The following is a 16343-nucleotide window of genomic DNA, read 5'->3' as shown; positions in this document are numbered from 1 at the left end:
GACCGCCCCCCCCCCCCCCTCCGCCCCCCCCGCCGGCGCCGGGCGCCCCGCCCCCCCGGCGGGGGGGGGGCGGGGGCCCCCCGCCCCCCCCCCCCCGCGGCAGTGCGTCAGAACTTGTTCTTCGGCGTGAGGCCGAGCGAGAGGCCGGACAGGCCCCGCTTGCGGCCGCCGAGCTTGCCGGCGACGGTGCGCAGGGCGGCGCCGGCCGGGGAGTCGGGGGCGGCCAGGACGACCGGGCGGCCGTCGTCGCCGCCCTCGCGCAGGCGCACGTCGATCGGGATCGAGCCGAGCACCGGAACGGTGGCGCCGACCGAGCGGGTCAGCGCGTCCGCGACGGTCTGGCCGCCGCCGGTGCCGAACACGTCGATCATCTCGTCGCAGTGCGGGCAGGGCATGCCCGACATGTTCTCGATGACGCCGACGATCTTCTGGTGGGTCTGCAGCGCGATGGTGCCGGCCCGCTCGGCGACCTCGGCGGCGGCCATCTGCGGGGTGGTGACGATCAGGATCTCGGCGTTCGGGACCAGCTGGGCGACCGAGATGGCGATGTCGCCGGTGCCCGGGGGCAGGTCGAGCAGCAGCACGTCCAGGTCGCCCCAGTACACGTCCGCCAGGAACTGCTGGAGCGCGCGGTGCAGCATCGGGCCGCGCCACACCACCGGGGCGTTGCCCGGGGTGAACATGCCGATCGAGATGACCTTCACGCCGTTCGCGGACGGCGGCATGATCATGTCCTGGACCTGGGTGGGCCGGCCCTCCACGCCGAGCATGCGGGGCACGCTGTGGCCGTAGATGTCGGCGTCGACGACGGCGACCTTCAGCCCGTCGGCGGCCATGGCGGCGGCCAGGTTCACCGTCACGGAGGACTTGCCGACGCCGCCCTTGCCGGAGGCGACCGCGTACACCCGGGTCAGCGTGCCGGGCTTGGCGAACGGGATCTCGCGCTCGGGCGCGCCGCCGCGCAGCAGCTGCGACAGCTCCTTGCGCTGCTCGTCGCTCATCACGTCGAGCTCGACCTCGACCCCGGTCACCCCGGGCACCGCGGCGACCGCGTCGGTGACCCGCTGGGTGATCGTCTCGCGCATCGGACAGCCGGAGACGGTGAGGTACACCGCGACCTTCACCGCGCCGCCGTCGGAGACCGCGACCGATTTCACCATGCCGATCTCGGTGATCGGGCGGTTGATCTCCGGGTCGTGGACCGTCCCCAGGGCCTTGCGCACGGACTCCTCCGTGACGCCGGCCCCAACCTCTGTCTCGTTGGCCATGCCTTGATGGTACGGCGCCCGGCGCGGGCCCCGACCCGCCGGTAGCGTGCCGCCGGTCACACGAGGTCGGGGCTCTCCCGGCGGTCCTCCAGCTCCTTGAGCAGGGCCTGGAGCTCGGAGCGGACGAAGTCGCGGGTGGCGACCTCGCCGAGGCCCTGGCGGAGCGCGGCGACCTCGCGGGTGAGGTACTCGGTGTCGGCGATGTTGCGGTCGGAGCGGGCCCGGTCCTGCTCCATGTTGACCCGGTCCCGGTCGTCCTGCCGGTTCTGCGCCAGCAGGATCAGCGGGGCCGCGTAGGACGCCTGCAGGGACAGCATCAGGGTGAGGAAGATGAACGGGTACTCGTCGAAGCGGACGGCGGCGGGCAGCAGGGTGTTCCACACCACCCACGCCACGATGACGACCGACATCCAGACGATGAAGCGCCCGGTGCCCAGGAAGCGCGCGATCCGCTCGGACAGCTTGCCGAACGCCTCCGGGTCGTAGGTCGGCATCGGGATCAGGCCGCGCCGGGAGGTGCGCGGCTGGTCGAGCCGGCTGCGGGTGCCGGAGACCTCGGTGCGCTGGGTGCGGCTGCCCTCGCGGGCGCGCAGCTCCCGCAACTGGCGCAGTTCGCGCAGTTCGCCCTGGATGCGCTGGCGCGGGCTGTCGTCGCGGCCGCGCCTGCGGTCAGCGTCCATGCGCGGCCTCGCTCTCGGCTCCGATGAGGGACGCCTCGCGCCAGTCGTCCGGCAGCAGGTGGTCGAGGACGTCGTCGACGGTGACCGCGCCGATCAGGTGGTCGGCCTCGTCGACGACCGCTGCGGCGACCATGTTGTACGCGGCCAGGTAGCTGGTGACCAGCGGCAGCGGGGTGTTCGGCGGCAGCGGGTCGAGGTCGTCGTCGACCAGCGAGCCGACCAGCGTGAACGGGGGCTCGCGCAGCAGCCGCTGGAAGTGCACGGTGCCCAGGTACTTGCCGGTCGGCGTCTCGCTCGGCGGCCGGCAGACGTAGACCTGCGCGGCCAGCGCCGGCTTGTTCTCCGCGATGCGCACCCGGGCGAGCGCCTCGGCCACCGTGGCGTCCGGCTCCAGGACGATCGGCTCGGTGGTCATCAGGCCGCCGGCGGTGTCCTCCTCGTAGGACAGCAGCCGGCGCACCGAGGCGGCGTCGTCCGGCTCCATCAGGCGCAGCAGCCGCTCGGCGTCCTCCTCGGGCAGGTCGGAGAGCAGGTCGGCGGCGTCGTCCGGGTCCATCGCCTCCAGGACGTCGGCGGCCCGCTCCTCCTTGAGCTTGCCGATGATCTCGACCTGGTCGTCCTCGGGGAGCTCCTCCAGCACGTCGGCGAGCCGGTCGTCGTCGAGGGCGGCGGCGACCTCGGCGCGGCGCTTGGCGGACAGGTGGTGCATCACGTTGGCGAGGTCCGCGGGGCGCAGCTGCTCGAAGGTGGCGAGCAGGTTGGCGGCGCCCTGGCCCTCCTCGGCGAGCGAGAAGCCGGTGAGCTCCGACCAGTCGAGGGTGAGGCTCTCGCCGCGGGCCTTGCGCAGCCGGCTGACCCGGCCGGTCTGCACGAAGACCTTGCGGATCTCCCACTCGCGCAGCCGGGTCTGGACCATCCCGACGTCCAGGACGGTGACCTCCTCCCCGGTCTTCGTCCGGACAACGGTGCGGTCGAGGAGCTCGGCGAGGACGAGGGTCTCCGAGGGGCGCTGCTCGAACCGGCGCATGTTGACCACGCCGGTGGTCAGCACCTGGCCGGACTCCAGGCTGGTCACCCGGGTCATCGGCAGGAAGATCCGGCGGCGTCCGATGACCTCCACGACCAGGCCCAGCACCCGCGGCGGGCGGCCGCCGATCCTCAGCGACACCACGACGTCGCGGACCCGGCCGACCTGGTCGCCGTTGGGGTCGAACACCGGGAGGCCGGAGAGGTGCGAGATGAACACCCGGCTGCCTGCGCCTGCCATCGGCTCCTCTCCCGTCCCCGGGACCGCTCGCGCGGTCGCGGCCTCGCCGGTGCGGGGTGCGCCGGGCGCGTCCTCGCGCCCAGGCTACCCGCGAGAGGTGGCGTCAGCCCGCCGGTGGGCGGGCCCGCGAGCCGCGCAGGGCCGCCAGGGTGAAACCGCCGTGCGGCGGCCCCGGCGGCCCCGGCGGGCGGAGGCGCCGGCCGGGCGCGGGTCGGCGGTCAGCCGCGGCGGCGCTTCAGCAGCAGCTTCGGCAGGCCGGCCGGGATCGGGCGGCGGGTGGTGGCCGGGGTGGGCATCGGGGCGGCGGCGTGCGACTGCTCGGGCATCGCCCCGGGCCGCTCGCCGAGCGGGCCGGCCGGCGCCAGCCGCAGCACCCGGCACTCGCGGGCCCAGCGGTCGCCGATGGTGTCCGTGTCGGGGGCGTTCAGCCGCTTGCCCTTGAGCTCCTCGACGGCCCCCAGCCAGGCCTCGCTGCCGGGGGCCAGTTCGGTGACGGCGGCCGGCCAGCCGGTCAGCCGGCCGCCCTTGTCCTTGCTGCGCACGGTCACCGTCGCGGTCGAACCGGCGGCCAGGCCGTGCAGCGGCTGCTCGGCGCCGTCGCCGACCACCACCACCGCGCCGTCGTGCCAGGCGTGCCACAGGGCGCGGCCCTGCCGCTCGCCGGCGGCCTGCACCCAGAGCAGCCCGGACTTCTTCGCGGCCTCCTCCAGCAGCGCCCGGTCCAGGAAGTCCGCTGCGGCGGTCGTCGTACGCTCCATGGCCCACAGCGTACGGCCTGGCGGCCCGCCGGCCGCAGGGCCGTCCACCGGCGGCGGACCGCTCCGTCTCACCGCCCGGGACGACAGCGCCATGGCGGCGTTACAGGCCTTACCGTGGTGCAGACCCGTTCCGTTTCCCGAGGAGAGCCGTGCCCGCCGCCCGGTCCGACGCCGCCGTGCCCGCCCCCGTCGCCCCGGCGGCCGCCGAGCAGGCCGCCGCCCCCGCGCACCGCCTGCCCCGGCTGGACCTGCTGCTGCTCGCCGTCTCCATCGGCGGCATCTCGCTCTCCGCCCCGCTGATCAGCGCGACCGCCGCCCCCGCCCTGGCCATCGCCTTCTGGCGCAACGCCATGTCGGTCGGCGTGCTCGGCCCGTACGCGCTGCTGCGCCACCGCGCCGAACTGCGCGGCATCGGCCGCCGGGCCCTGCTGCTGGCGGTCGCCGCGGGCGTGCTGCTCGCGGTGCACTTCGCGCTCTGGATGCCCAGCCTGCGGATGACCTCGGTGGCCTCGGCGACCGCCCTGGTCACCACCACCCCGCTCTGGACCATCCTGCTGCTGCGCCTGATGGGGCAGCGGGCCCCGCGGATGGTGCGGATCGGTGTGGCGGTCGCCTTCGCCGGCGTGCTGGTGCTCACCGGCGTCGACCTCTCGATGTCGCCGCGCGCCCTGCTCGGCGACGCACTGGCGCTGGGCGCCGGCGCGGCCGCCGCCGGCTACGTCCTGCTGGGCGCCGAGGTCCGCCGGACCGTCAGCACCACCGCGTACACCCTGGTCTGCTACGCCACCACCGCGCTGGTGCTGCTCGGCACCTGCCTGGCGGCCGGCACCCCGCTGGCGGGCTGGCCGGCCGGCGTGTGGGGGCAGATCGCCCTGCTCATGGTGGCCGCCCAGCTGCTCGGCCACTCGCTGAGCAACCGGGTGGTCCGCACCCTCGGGCCCTCAGTCACCTCGACCGCGATCCTGCTGGAGACCCCCGGCGCGGCCCTGATCGCGGCGGTCTGGCTGGGCCAGTGGCCGCCGGCGGCGGCCTACCCGGCGGTCGGCCTGATTCTGCTGGGCCTCGTCCTGGTCGCCCGGGGCGGCCGGTCCTCCTGAGCGGCCGTCAGAGCCAGCCGTTGCGGCGGAAGCCCTTGTACATGCCGATGCAGATCACCACGATGCCGCCGAGCACCAGCGGGTACCCGTACTTGTGGTGGAGCTCCGGCATGTAGTCGAAGTTCATCCCGTAGATGCCGGTGATCATGGTCGGCACGGCGAAGATGGCCGCCCAGGCGGTGATCTTGCGCATGTCCTCGTTCTGCGCCACGGACACCTGCGCGAGGTTGGCCTGCAGCAGCGAGTTGAGCAGCTCGTCGAAGCCGTGCACCTGCTCGGTCACCCGGGCCAGGTGGTCGGCGACGTCCCGGAAGTACTTCTGGATGTCCGGGTCGATCAGCCGCTGGATCGGCTCCGACAGCAGCTGCATCGGGCGCAGCAGCGGCGTCACCGCGCGCTTGAACTCCAGCACCTCGCGCTTGAGCTGGTAGACCCGGCCGACGTCGGCGCCGCGCCCCGACTTGTCGGCGAAGACGTCGAACTCGATCTCGTCCACGTCCGTCTGCAGCCGGTCGGCGACCACCAGGTAGTTGTCGACCACGTGGTCGGCGATCGCGTGCAGCACCGCGGAGGGGCCCTTGCCGAGCAGGCCGGAGCCGTCCGCGTCGGACTCCAGCCGCAGCCGGAGCTCCTTCAGCGAGCTGTGCCCGCCGTGCCGCACGGTGATCACGAAGTCCCGGCCGACGAAGACCATCAGCTCGCCGGTCTCGACCACCTCGCTGGTCGGCGTCAGCTGGTCGTGCTCCACGTAGCGGATCGTCTTGAAGACCGCGAACAGCACGTCGTCGTAGCGCTCGACCTTGGGGCGCTGGTGCGCGTGGACGGCGTCCTCGACCGCCAGCGGGTGCAGCCCGAAGCGCTGCGCGATGCCCTCGAACTCCGCCTCGGTGGGCTCGTGCAGGCCGATCCAGCTGAACGACCCCGGGTCCTGGTCGCGGCAGAGCTTGACCCGCTGCGCCGCCTCGCGCGGGCTGCAGCTCTCACCGACCCGCTTGCCGTCCTGGTAGACGGCGCAGTCGACCACGGCCGAAGGGGCGTGGCCCGGACGCAGGGTGTCGAACGGGGTCTCGCGCCGGCGGTGTGGGCGGACGGCGGCGCGCAGGTTGTTGATCATCGACATGGCAGGCTCCTGGGGCAGGAACCGCCGCACGGCAGGCGGTGACGGCCGTGGTGCGACGGCGGGGAACACCGGTGGACGTGCCGGGAGCGCGGGTGCCCAGGAATTCCGCCGGGAATCGGCGGGACTTCGGTTTGGGCGCCTCGGCTCCCGGGAAGGTGCTCTCCCGGCCGGGGATGACGCCGCCTCGACTGCCTTGTCAGGAGGAGATGCGGCAGAAGGCAGGCCGGGCAGAGCTGCCGGTACTGCATGGTCGGCTGGTATCCACCGCAACCACCTCCTTCATGCCGCGGCCCCGCGGGATCAGCATCCCCGGTAGCCAGCCGCCCACACTAACAGTTCGGTGCCCTCCGCCGCTTGGGGTGTGCACGGAAGAGGACGGCCGCGGGCGCTAAGGTCGCCTGCATGGCCCACGACTTCCCGCTCTTCGGCGACTTCTCCGACTCCTCCGGCGGGCCGGACGAGCTCTCCCGCACCGCCGTGCTGGCCGCCGTCGAGGCGCGCCTGCTCACCACCTTCGGCGAGAGCAGCGGCCGGGCCTCGGTCACCTTCCTCGGCACCGAGCGCATCGAGGTCCTGCGCTTCGGGCCGGACGCCGACGGGCTCGTCCGCTACGCCACGCTCGGCATGGCCGCGAGCCCGATGGCCGACCCCACCGCCGCGGTCGCCGACCCCGTCCGCGGACCCCGCGCCGAGTTGGTGCTCAGCGTCCGCGGGGGGCGTGACGACGTGCTGCGCACGCTGGCCACCTTCGCGGCGACGCCGCAGGTGGAGGGCCTGATCGTGGCCCCCGGCGGCTCGCTCGACCTGGGCGCCCCGCTCTGGGACGGCGCCCCGTTCACCTCCGTCCTGGTGGCCGAGCCCGGCGGCCTGGTCGAGGACGTCGAGCTGGCCGACCCGGCCGACCCGGTCCGCTTCCTGCCGCTGCTCCCGATGACGCCGAACGAGGCCGCCTTCAAGCGCGTCCAGGGCGCCGCGGCGCTGGAGGAGCGCTGGCTGCGGCACGGCACGGACCTGCGCGACGCGGGCCGCCGGGCCGTTCCGCTGGACTGACCCGCCGTCGGCCGGCGCCCCTCACGGGTACGAGGCGATGAACGCGAACACCCCGTTGGCGACCAGCTGCACCGCGATCGCCGAGAGCAGCAGGCCGGACAGCCGTGTGATCAACACCACGCCGCCGTCCTTGATGATCCGGATGATCACCAGCGAGTAGCGCATGGTCAGCCAGAGCACGACGTGGATCGCCACGATCGCCGTCCACACCGCCGCGTACTGCGCGCCGCGGTCGGCCCGCTGCACCGCCAGGATCACCGCGACGATCGCGCCGGGCCCGGCCAGCAGCGGGGTGCCGAGCGGGACGAGCGCGACGTTGACGTCCTTGGTCTGGGTGGGCTCCTCGATCTTGCCGGTCAGCAGGTCGAGCGCGATCAGCAGCAGCAGGATCCCGCCGGAGACCTGGAGCGCGGGGATCGACACGTGCAGGTAGTCCAGGATCTGCTGCCCGAACAGCCCGAAGCAGGTGATCACGCCCAGCGCGACGGCCGCCGCCTGCCAGGCCATCCGGCGCTGCACCCGGGCCGCCCGGCCGGAGGTGAGGGCCAGGAAGATCGGGATGGTGCCGGGCGGATCCATGATCACGAAGAGCGTCACGAACAGCGACCCGAACACCCGGCCGTCGAAGACGCTCACCGCGCGAGCCCTGCGCGCCCTGCGCGCTCTGCGTGGTCCATGCCATGGATTGTCCGGTTCCGCCCGGCCCTTCGGGGCCGCGGCGCGCCCGGCGGCGCGCTCAGCCGTGGACCGGTTCCGCGCCGCTCGCCTGCGCCAGCAGCTCCTCGTACGCGGCGGGATCGGTGGTGTGCTCGCCCAGCCGGACGGTCTTGCGGTGTCCGTGGTAGTCGCTGGAGCCGGTGGTGAACAGGCCCAACTCGGCGGCCAGTCCGCGCAGATGGGCCCGGGTCGGCTCGTCGTGGTCGACGTGGTCGACCTCCAGGCCGCCGAGCCCGGCCGCGGCCAGTTCGGCGATCACCTCGTCCGACACCGTCCGGCCGCGCTTGACCGCGCCGGGGTGGGCGAAGACCGGCACCCCGCCCGCTCCCCGGACCAGCCGCACCGCCTCCACCGGGTCGGTCTCGTGCTTGCGCACGTCCGCCCGCCCGCCGTTGGCCAGCCAGTCCGCGGTGAACGCGTCGGACACGGTCGCCACCACGCCCGCCTCGACCAGGGCGCTGGCGATGTGCGGCCGCCCCACCGAGCCCGCGCCCGCGATCCGCTCCACCTGCTCCCAGCTGATCGGTGCGCCCAGCTCCCGGCAGCGCTCGACGATCGCCCGCCCGCGCCGGAAGCGGTCGGTGCGCACCAGCTCCCGCTCGGCCGCGAAGGCCGGCTCGGCGGGGTCGAAGAGGTAGGCCAGCAGGTGCAGGCTGACCCCGTCGGTGTGGCAGGAGAGCTCGGCGCCGGGCACCAGGGTGAGTCCGGTGCCGCGCACCGCCTCGGCCGCCGCCGCATGGCCGGCCACCGTGTCGTGGTCGGTCAGCGCCACCACGTCCAGCCCGGCCGCCACCGCCGCCGCGACCAGCTCGGCCGGGCTGTCGGTGCCGTCGGAGGCGTTGCTGTGGGCGTGCAGGTCGATGCGCACGGGCGGGGCTCCAAGGGGGCGGGCGGGCGTCGGCCCTGCCCAGCTTAGTGGTCTGCGTCGTAAGTCCTTCGGGGGTTGACTTCGAGACTGGGCATCGGCGTTCTCGTGGTGGGTGGCCGACATGTGGTACCGAGGGAGTTCTCGGGGGTGGTGGCACTGCAGGTGGGCGGGAGGGTGTCTGATCGGAGGCTGGCTCGCCTCGTCGCGGGTGCGCTCAGCGTGGGACTGCGGGGGTGTGGCATCGGCGGTCAGGCGTCGGGGCGTGCCTCGAGGAATGCGAGGGCGCTCACCACGAACGCGTCGTGGAACTGGAAGATCCCGCCGTGTCCGGCGTCCGGGTAGAGGGGGACGAGTTCGCCCCGGGGCAGTCGTGCGGCGAGGTCGAGGGTGTTCTCGCTCGGCACCATCCGGTCGCTCTCGCCGTTGGCCACCAGGACCGGCTGGTGGATGCGGGACATGTCGGCCGGCGCCTGCAGGCCCCATCGGTGGATGGCCTTGAGCTGGGAGAGATAGGAGATGGGGGAGATCGCCTTGTCCCGGTGTTGCGTTCGCTCCTTCAGCCGGGCCAGGAACTCCTTGCCGGCCCGGCGTCCGTTCGCGGTACGGGTGAAGAAGAGGTACTGCTTCGGATCTTGGAGGGTGAGCAGTGCTCGGAGGGTGTCGAGGTGGGAGATCCGGGTCACGTTCTTAATACCCTTGCCACCGGCGGGTCCTGTGCCCGCGAGGATCAGCCTGCGAACGAGTTGCGGTTCGTTCTGTGCGATCACCTGGGCGATCATCCCGCCCATCGAGAAGCCGAGGATGTCCACCTGGTCGAGCTCGAGTGCCCGGATGAAGGTGACGGCGTCGTCGGCCATTTTCTCGATGGTCTTGGGTGTCGAACCGGTGGACGCGCCGACGCCCCTGTTGTCGAACGTGATCACCCGGTGCCTGGCGGCGATGCCGTCGACGACACGGGGATCCCAGTTGTCGAGTACCGCGGCAAGATGGGTGAGGAAGATCACCGGGATGCCGGACCGGGGGCCGAGGTCGCGGTAGGCGAAGGTCACTTGGTCGGCGGTGACGGTGCGGGTCGGTGCGTCCCGGTAGGACATCACCGTGCCGCCGCTACCTTCATGTGTGTCGTTCATGGGTGTGCCCTTCGGTCTCGGATCTACCGCGGCCTCGCTCCGGCCGCTTCGTCCTCGCGGGTGTGCGCAGGACGGCTTCCCGGTCTTCCGACTGCGGGCGCGGGTCCGGCGGCCGGATGAGTGGGAGGGGCGCGCGGTGCACCTCTGGTCGATTCCTGTGGTGGCGGGGAGGGGGATCCACTCGTCTGCCGAGGCCGGCCAGTCAGGTGGAGGCGGGGACCGGCCGGCAGACCTCACTCCATCGCGATGACGACTTTGCCGGCCTTCGCGCGGCCCTTCTCGGCGTACTCCATGGCGTCGCGGGTCCGGTCGAAGGGGAAGACCCGGTCGACGACGGGGTGGATCTGCCCGGCGTCGACGAGCCGGGTGAGTTCGCGCAGCTGGCCGCCGTCGGCCTTCATGAACAGGAACGAGTAGGTGACGCCGTGGCGCTTGGCACGGCGCCGGGTCCTGAAGCTCAGCGCGTTCATCGCCTGCCGCAGGAGCGGGTTTGCGCCGAGCTCGCGGGCGAAGTCCGCGTCGGGCGGCCCGGCGATGCTGATGACCTTCCCGCCAGGCTTAAGGACCCGCAGCGACTTCTCCAGGGTCTCGCCGCCGAGGGTGTCCAGGACGACGTCGTAGCCGTCCAGGAGCTGCTCGAAGTCCTGGGCGCGGTAGTCGATGACCACGTCCGCGCCGAGTTCCTTGACCAGGCCGGCGTTGGCCGCGCTCGCGGTGGTGGCCACATGTGCGCCCAGGTGCCTGGCCAGCTGGAGGGCGATGGTGCCCACTCCGCCGGAGCCCGCGTGGATCAGGACTTTCTGGCCCGGCCGGACCTGCGCCTTCTCCACCAGCGCCTGCCAGGAGGTGAGGGCGACCAGCGGGAGGGAGGCGGCCTGCGCCATGGTGAGGACGGCGGGTTTGGGGGCCAGGTCGTCCTGGTGGACGGCGATGAGTTCGGCGAAGGTGCCGATGCGATCCTTGTCGGGCCGGGCGTAGACCTCGTCGCCCACCGCGAAGCGGGTGACCGACGAGCCGACCCGGACCACCACTCCGGCGAGGTCGTTGCCCAGGACGAGCGGAAGGCGGTACGGCAGGATCCTCTTGAAGGCGCCGTCGCGGATCTTGAAGTCCAGCGGGTTGACGCTCGCCGCGTGGATCTCGACCAGGACATCCTCGGGACCCGGCTGCGGATCGGGCAGCTCGGCGGCGTGCACCGCCGACTGGTCGCCGTACTTCTCGATCAGGTAGGTCTTCATCTCTCCGTCTCCGTGTCCCGTCCGTACCCGAACGCGATCTCCGCTCGCTTCCGGGCCTGCCCCGGTACGAGCCACTTTCTGCTAGTCACTGCTGGTTCACGGCGCCCCACGCCGATGCGGCGGAGTGCTTCTCACGCCGCGTTCGGCGACGTGGCCAGGCTCTGCTTGACGTACCGGGTGGTCTCGTCGGCGAGGACCTCGGGCAGGCCCGCCTCCACGGCGGACAGGGCCTGGGCGGCGACCTCGGCGGGGTTTGCCTTCTGGTCGGCGGGAACGCCGGCGGCCATGTCGGTGTCCATGTACCCGACGTGCAGCGCCGTCACCGTGATGCCGCGGGGCGCCAGTTCCTCCCGGGCCGCGCCGGTCAGCGCCCATGCCGCCGCCTTCGCCGCAGCGTATGCGCCGAGGCCGGCCGGGTGCAGCCAGGACAGGACCGACAGCACGTTGAGCACGCCGCCGCCGCCGTTGGACTCGATGACCGGGGCGAAAGCCCGCGTCACGGCGAGAGGGCCGAAGAAGTTCACCTCCATTTCCAAGCGCACCGCGTCCGGGCTGCCCACGATCAGCGGCGTTCCGGTGGAGATGCCCGCGTTGTTGACCAGCAGCGTCGCGTCGGCGGCGATGCGGGCCGCCGCCCGGATCGACTCCGCGTCGGTAACGTCCAGCCGCAGCGGGACGACGCCCGGAAGGTCCACCGTCTCGGGGCGGCGGGCCGCCGCGTACACCTTGGCCCCGCGCTCCACGAGCTGGGCGGCAAGATGCCGCCCGAGCCCCCGGTTGGCGCCAGTGACCACCGCGACCGCGTCCTTCAGTTCCATGAGCACTCCCGACGTAGCGGGCGGCAGCTGACCGCCCCAATAGATTTCATCCAACATCTAAACTGGAGTCTAGAATAGATTCGACTCGACATCCAACTGAGAGGGTGACCGATGGGCCGCGTATCGCAGGCACAGGCACGGGACAACCGCCGACGGGTCGTGGAGACCGCCTCCCGGCTCTTTCGGGAACAGGGCACCCACGTCAGCGTCGCCGACCTCATGAAGGCCTCCGGCCTGACCCACGGCGGCTTCTACAAGCAGTTCACCTCCAAGGAGGCACTCGTCGACGAAGCCACCGCCCACGCCTTCGCCGAACTCGCCCGCCACCACAAGGACGGCCTCGACCAGTACGCCGGACAGCGCGACGCCGCCCAGCGGGCGCTGATCGACGCCTACCTCTCCACCGAGCACCGCGACAGCGCCGCGGACGGCTGCCCCGCCGCCGCACTCGCCGGCGACATGGCCCGCGACGGCGCAGACGGCGAGGCCCGCCGCGTCTACACCCAGGGAGTCGGCGACTTCGCCGACTGGCTCGCCACCGAGGACCAGGACGGCATCACCCGGCTCTGCACCATGCTCGGCGCACTCATCCTGTCCCGCGCCACCAAGGGCTCCCCGCTCTCCGAGAAGATCCTCACCACCGCACGCGAGGCACTGACGGCCACCAACTGACCAAAGACGCGGTACAGGGCGGCACCGCGCAGGAAGGGCGCGTGCCGTCGACCTACCGTCATCCACTTCTCGCGATCGGCCTGCCTGCCTTGCCCGTTCCCTCGGCCTGCCCGATAACCCTGACCGCCTCCGAGCGGGAGCGGTTGAAGAAAATGGCCTACGGCCACAGGACCGAGCACCGGATCCGGCAGCGCGCCCACGTCGTGCTGCACGCGGCCCGGGGCCGGTCCAACGCCCGCATCGCCCGTGAGACCGGGCTGCACCTGGACACCGTCCGTACGTGGCGCGGCCGCTTCGCCGCATCTCGGCTGCCCGCCCTCGGCGACCTCAAGCGGTCCGGCCGTCCCGCCTCCTTCACGCCGCTGCAGGCTGCCCAGGTCAAGGCCCTCGCTTGCCAGTTGCCCGCCGAGAGCGGCACACCGCTCGCACGCTGGTCGGCCCCGGAACTGGCGCGCAAGGCGGTCGCCCGGGCCATCGTCGGCACAATCTCCGCCTCCACCGTGCGGCGCTTTCTCAAGCAGGACGCGCTCAAGCCCTGGCAGTACCAGTCCTGGATCTTCATCACCGACCCCGCCTTCCGCCCCAAGGCCGAGCGCCTCCTTGACCTGTACGCCCGCACCTGGCAGGGCGAGGCGCTCAGTGCGGACGAGTACGTGATCAGTGCCGACGAGAAAACCTCAGTCCAGGCCCGCTGCCGCTGTCACCCCACCCTGGCCCCCGGGCAGGCCAGGACGATGCGGGTGAACCACACCTACGGCCGCGGCGGGGCCCTGGCCTATCTCGCCGCCTACGACGTCCACCACGCGAAGGTCTTCGGCCGCTGCGAGCCAACCACTGGCATCTCCCCCTTCATGGCCCTGGTCAACCAGGTCATGAGCCAGGAGCCGTACGCTAGCGCGAAGCGCGTGTTCTGGGTCGTGGACAACGGCTCCTCCCACCGCGGCCGAAAAGCCGCCGACCGGCTGGCATCGGCCCACCCGACCGCCGTGCTCGTCCACACCCCCGTCCACGCCTCCTGGTTGAACCAGGTGGAGATCTTCTTCTCCGTCGTCCAACGCAAGGTCGTCTCACCCAGCGACTTCACCGACCTGAAGCAGGTCTCGGACCGGCTCCGAGCATTCGAAGACCGCTACAACGCCACGGCACAGCCGTTCCAGTGGAAGTTCACCACCTCCGACCTGAACGATTTACTGGCCAGGCTCGACCGACATGCCGCCGATCACCCAGAAGAATCCTCCACAGCCCTCACAACCTGACCAACCCCCGAAGGAATTGCGACGCCGACCACTTAGCCAGCGCCGCCCTGCCGCCCGGAGGGCGTCTCAGCCCAGCAGCCTCGGCGACAGCGCGCCGCAGGGCAGCAGGCCGAGTTCGGCGCCGGCCTCCCGCAGGTCGGTCAGCACCAGCTCGTCGTGCATCAGCAGGGCCGACTGCTCGGGCCAGGCGATCGCCCACAGCCACAGGCCGCGGGCCTCGCCCACGTAGACCGCCCGGTCGGCCGGGGCCTCCGGGACGTGGAACATCGGGGTGGGGCGGCCGGCCGCCATCAGCTTGGCGTCGGCCGGCTTGTAGAGCGACACGCTCTCGCCGGGGTCGGGCCCGGCCAGGCCGGCGTACCGGGCGCCGACACCGACCCCGAGCTCCTCCGCGACCAGGACCAGCTCGCCGAACCCGCCGAGCGGGGCCGGGCCGGAGCAGGCGACGGCGGTGGCGCGGGCACCCGACAGGTCGTCACCGACGTGCGAGATGCCGGTGAAGAGCCAGCCCACCGGGAGCGGCCAGGGCAGCCAGACCGGCACCTGGGAGCGGGCCACCGCGACGTTGAGGGCCTCGACACTGGGCGGCAGCACCGGCTGCATCGGGTGCACCGCACCGTGCTGATCGCACTGCCAGGTGTCGGAGAAGAGGCCGGGGGCGCGGACCCGACCGGCGCACCTCGGGCAGCTTGGCTCGCCCCTCATAGCCGACAACGCTCCTCCCTCCGGACCGTCGCGTCAAGGACGACCACCCGTACGGGGTGCTTCGCGTCGAGGCGGCGCGGCCCCGTTGGGGAATGTCCCGTCCCGGGCGTCGGCAAACGTCACGCTGGTCGCACCGGGTGCCGGCGGGGGAGTGCCGATGCCCCGCCACCCTCGATCGGGTGACGGGGCATCAGCCTCGCGGGGGGCCGGGCGCGGCGTGCACCGCACCCGGCCCCCGCTCACGCATTCCTGCAGGGTCGGATGTACAGGCGCTCGCCGGTGAGGGCGGCGTCCCGCACGTACTCGCGGACGGTCTCGGCGTCGACGATCAGTCGGTCGGTGGCGGCGCCGGAGGCGTCGTCCAGCCGGAGGATCTCGAACATGGGCCTCTCCCTTCCTGGCCTGGTCGGCCGAGGCTGTGTCAGGCCGTCGGCCGCTGGCATGCCGGCCGACACCTCGTGCTGTCGTCCGGCGGCTGCTGCTACCCGCATCGTCCCCCCTGGAGCGTCGGGCGGCCTGTGCTGCCGAGGCTGCATTGCCTCATGGACCCACAGTGCCGCAGTGCTGCTTCCGAACGATTGCCCGTCCGTAAAGTCCCGGTTTCGGCGTATCTCCGCCGGAGGGGACAACGAGGGCTGCAGCGCAACGATTCCCGGACGGAATCAAATATTACCCGAGCTAAAGATTTTTGTCCCGCGCTTTGCCCGCCGGACACCTCCCGGCGGCCCGGCCGGGCCGGGAAGCGGCCCGGATCAGTTCCAGAACGAGGTCAGCGCGGCGGCCGTCTCCTGCGGCCGCTCCGCGTTGGGGGAGTGCCCGGCGTCCGGCACCACCACGTGCCGGGCGCCCAGCCGGCGGGCCATCGCGGCCTGCTCCGCCACCGGCCAGGCGTAGTCCCGCACCCCGCACACCACCTGCACCGGCAGCGGGACGGCGGCCAGCTCGGCCACCCGGTCCGGCGCCGACACCAGGTGCTCGCCCATCGCGCTCAGCGCCTGCGGGACGTTGGCCACCCAGCGCCGGTGCAGGAACTCCGCGATCCGCGGCTCGGGCGCGGGCCCGCTCCCGCCGGCCTCCTCCATCTGCTGCATGACCTGCCAGATCGACTCCAGGTCCATCGACGGCAGCACGTCCAGCAGCAGCTTGGTGCGGGCCGCCTCGGCCGGGTCGATGGCGCCCGGACCGGTCGACAGCAGGGTCAGCGAGCTCCACGGCAGCGCGGCGCCGGCGGCCAGCACGGACTCGCGCACCACCTGTCCGCCGAACGAGTGACCCAGCAGGTGCAGCGGCCCGTCCCCGGCCAGCGTGTCCGAGAGCGCCCGCACGTCCGCGGCCAGCTCCCCGATCCGGTACGCCTGCGGGTCGGCCGGGCCGCCGCTCTCGTACTGGCCGCGCTGGTCCACCGCGGCAACGAGGTAGCCCGCCGCGGCGAGCGGCTCCAGCAGGGCGATGAAGTCCTCCTTGCTGCCGGTGAAGCCGGGGACCAGCAGGGCCGTCCCGCGCGGCGCGCCGGCGGGCTCGGCGAGCAGGGCGGCGAAGGAGCCGCGGCCGGTCTCCAGCCGCAGGGCCCGGGCGCAGTGCGGGAGGGTGAGGAAGGGCGGCGTACTCATCGCGTCGGCTCCAGGCGGCATGGCGGGGGCAACGCCCCCGAGCTTAGGCGGTGTCCGCGCGCGACGGCCCGCAGCCGCCGGTACGGCGC

17 protein-coding genes are annotated in these 16343 nt (G+C 72.8%); 4 read left to right on the top strand and 13 right to left on the bottom strand.

The annotated features are described in order from the left end of the window. Nucleotides 1–107 precede the first annotated feature (107 nt). The 4 genes from ACFV0G_RS18510 to ACFV0G_RS18495 all read right to left on the bottom strand — a co-directional run bounded on the left by ACFV0G_RS18510 (nt 108) and on the right by ACFV0G_RS18495 (nt 3973). A complete protein-coding gene (locus tag ACFV0G_RS18510) occupies nt 108–1268 on the bottom strand; it encodes an Mrp/NBP35 family ATP-binding protein (protein ID WP_380548378.1) in 1161 nt (386 codons plus the stop codon). 56 nt (nt 1269–1324) lie between these two features. Then, the gene (locus ACFV0G_RS18505) at nt 1325–1948 is read right to left on the bottom strand and encodes a DUF1003 domain-containing protein (protein ID WP_380548376.1); all 624 of its coding nucleotides are present in this window, start codon (nt 1946–1948) and stop codon (nt 1325–1327) included. Then, nucleotides 1938–3215, bottom strand: a complete 1278-nt coding sequence (locus ACFV0G_RS18500; RefSeq protein ID WP_380548373.1) for a magnesium transporter MgtE N-terminal domain-containing protein — start codon at nt 3213–3215, stop codon at nt 1938–1940. Before ACFV0G_RS18500 ends, ACFV0G_RS18505 begins: the two co-directional genes overlap by 11 nt. A gap of 218 nt (nt 3216–3433) precedes the next feature. Beyond that, nucleotides 3434–3973, bottom strand: a complete 540-nt coding sequence (locus ACFV0G_RS18495) for a hypothetical protein (protein ID WP_380548370.1) — start codon at nt 3971–3973, stop codon at nt 3434–3436. A gap of 149 nt (nt 3974–4122) precedes the next feature. Between ACFV0G_RS18495 and ACFV0G_RS18490 the strand changes: the two genes are divergently transcribed. Continuing rightward, nucleotides 4123–5070: a DMT family transporter gene (locus ACFV0G_RS18490; RefSeq protein WP_380548367.1), complete on the top strand. Its 948-nt coding sequence runs from the start codon at nt 4123–4125 to the stop codon at nt 5068–5070. A 7-nt stretch (nt 5071–5077) separates the two neighbouring features. On the opposite strand, the gene corA is transcribed toward ACFV0G_RS18490, so the two are convergent. Next, nucleotides 5078–6190, bottom strand: coding sequence for a magnesium/cobalt transporter CorA (corA, locus tag ACFV0G_RS18485; RefSeq protein ID WP_380548364.1), 1113 nt, complete (start codon nt 6188–6190; stop codon nt 5078–5080). 402 nt (nt 6191–6592) lie between these two features. On the opposite strand from corA, the gene ACFV0G_RS18480 reads away from it, so the two are divergent. Then, entirely contained in the window at nt 6593–7240 is a 648-nt protein-coding gene (locus ACFV0G_RS18480; RefSeq protein WP_380548361.1) for a suppressor of fused domain protein, read from the top strand. A gap of 21 nt (nt 7241–7261) precedes the next feature. Here the strand turns inward: ACFV0G_RS18480 and ACFV0G_RS18475 are convergent, their stop codons facing one another. The 5 genes from ACFV0G_RS18475 to ACFV0G_RS18455 all read right to left on the bottom strand — a co-directional run bounded on the left by ACFV0G_RS18475 (nt 7262) and on the right by ACFV0G_RS18455 (nt 12011). Beyond that, entirely contained in the window at nt 7262–7876 is a 615-nt protein-coding gene (locus ACFV0G_RS18475; protein ID WP_380548358.1) for a MarC family protein, read from the bottom strand. A 100-nt stretch (nt 7877–7976) separates the two neighbouring features. Then, nucleotides 7977–8825, bottom strand: coding sequence for a PHP domain-containing protein (locus ACFV0G_RS18470; protein ID WP_380548355.1), 849 nt, complete (start codon nt 8823–8825; stop codon nt 7977–7979). A 248-nt stretch (nt 8826–9073) separates the two neighbouring features. After that, nucleotides 9074–9955: an alpha/beta hydrolase gene (locus ACFV0G_RS18465; protein WP_346146751.1), complete on the bottom strand. Its 882-nt coding sequence runs from the start codon at nt 9953–9955 to the stop codon at nt 9074–9076. A 233-nt stretch (nt 9956–10188) separates the two neighbouring features. Beyond that, a complete protein-coding gene (locus ACFV0G_RS18460) occupies nt 10189–11193 on the bottom strand; it encodes an NADP-dependent oxidoreductase (RefSeq protein ID WP_346146753.1) in 1005 nt (334 codons plus the stop codon). Nucleotides 11194–11324: 131 nt separating this feature from the next. Continuing rightward, on the bottom strand, nt 11325–12011 hold the full coding sequence (locus tag ACFV0G_RS18455; protein ID WP_346146755.1) for an SDR family oxidoreductase: 687 nt from the start codon (nt 12009–12011) through the stop codon (nt 11325–11327). 111 nt (nt 12012–12122) lie between these two features. On the opposite strand from ACFV0G_RS18455, the gene ACFV0G_RS18450 reads away from it, so the two are divergent. Both ACFV0G_RS18450 and ACFV0G_RS18445 read left to right on the top strand, forming a co-directional pair. Beyond that, the gene (locus ACFV0G_RS18450; protein WP_033824400.1) at nt 12123–12683 is read left to right on the top strand and encodes a TetR/AcrR family transcriptional regulator; all 561 of its coding nucleotides are present in this window, start codon (nt 12123–12125) and stop codon (nt 12681–12683) included. A gap of 89 nt (nt 12684–12772) precedes the next feature. Continuing rightward, on the top strand, nt 12773–13939 hold the full coding sequence (locus ACFV0G_RS18445) for an IS630 family transposase (protein ID WP_380548349.1): 1167 nt from the start codon (nt 12773–12775) through the stop codon (nt 13937–13939). A gap of 66 nt (nt 13940–14005) precedes the next feature. Here the strand turns inward: ACFV0G_RS18445 and ACFV0G_RS18440 are convergent, their stop codons facing one another. The 3 genes from ACFV0G_RS18440 to ACFV0G_RS18430 form a co-directional block, all read right to left on the bottom strand. Beyond that, nucleotides 14006–14644, bottom strand: coding sequence for a DUF6758 family protein (locus ACFV0G_RS18440; protein WP_380548346.1), 639 nt, complete (start codon nt 14642–14644; stop codon nt 14006–14008). A 239-nt stretch (nt 14645–14883) separates the two neighbouring features. After that, nucleotides 14884–15027: a hypothetical protein gene (locus tag ACFV0G_RS18435; RefSeq protein WP_380548343.1), complete on the bottom strand. Its 144-nt coding sequence runs from the start codon at nt 15025–15027 to the stop codon at nt 14884–14886. Between the two features lie 369 nt (nt 15028–15396). Further along, nucleotides 15397–16254 carry an alpha/beta fold hydrolase gene (locus ACFV0G_RS18430; RefSeq protein WP_380548340.1) on the bottom strand — a complete coding sequence of 286 codons (858 nt, stop codon included), beginning with the start codon at nt 16252–16254 and terminating at the stop codon, nt 15397–15399. Between the last annotated feature and the right edge of the window lie 89 nt (nt 16255–16343).

The organism is Kitasatospora sp. NPDC059571 (assembly GCF_042735675.1).
In the GTDB taxonomy this organism is placed as follows: domain Bacteria; phylum Actinomycetota; class Actinomycetes; order Streptomycetales; family Streptomycetaceae; genus Kitasatospora.
Note: the sequence above shows the minus strand (reverse complement) of the source record. Positions and strands in the feature narration are given on the sequence as shown.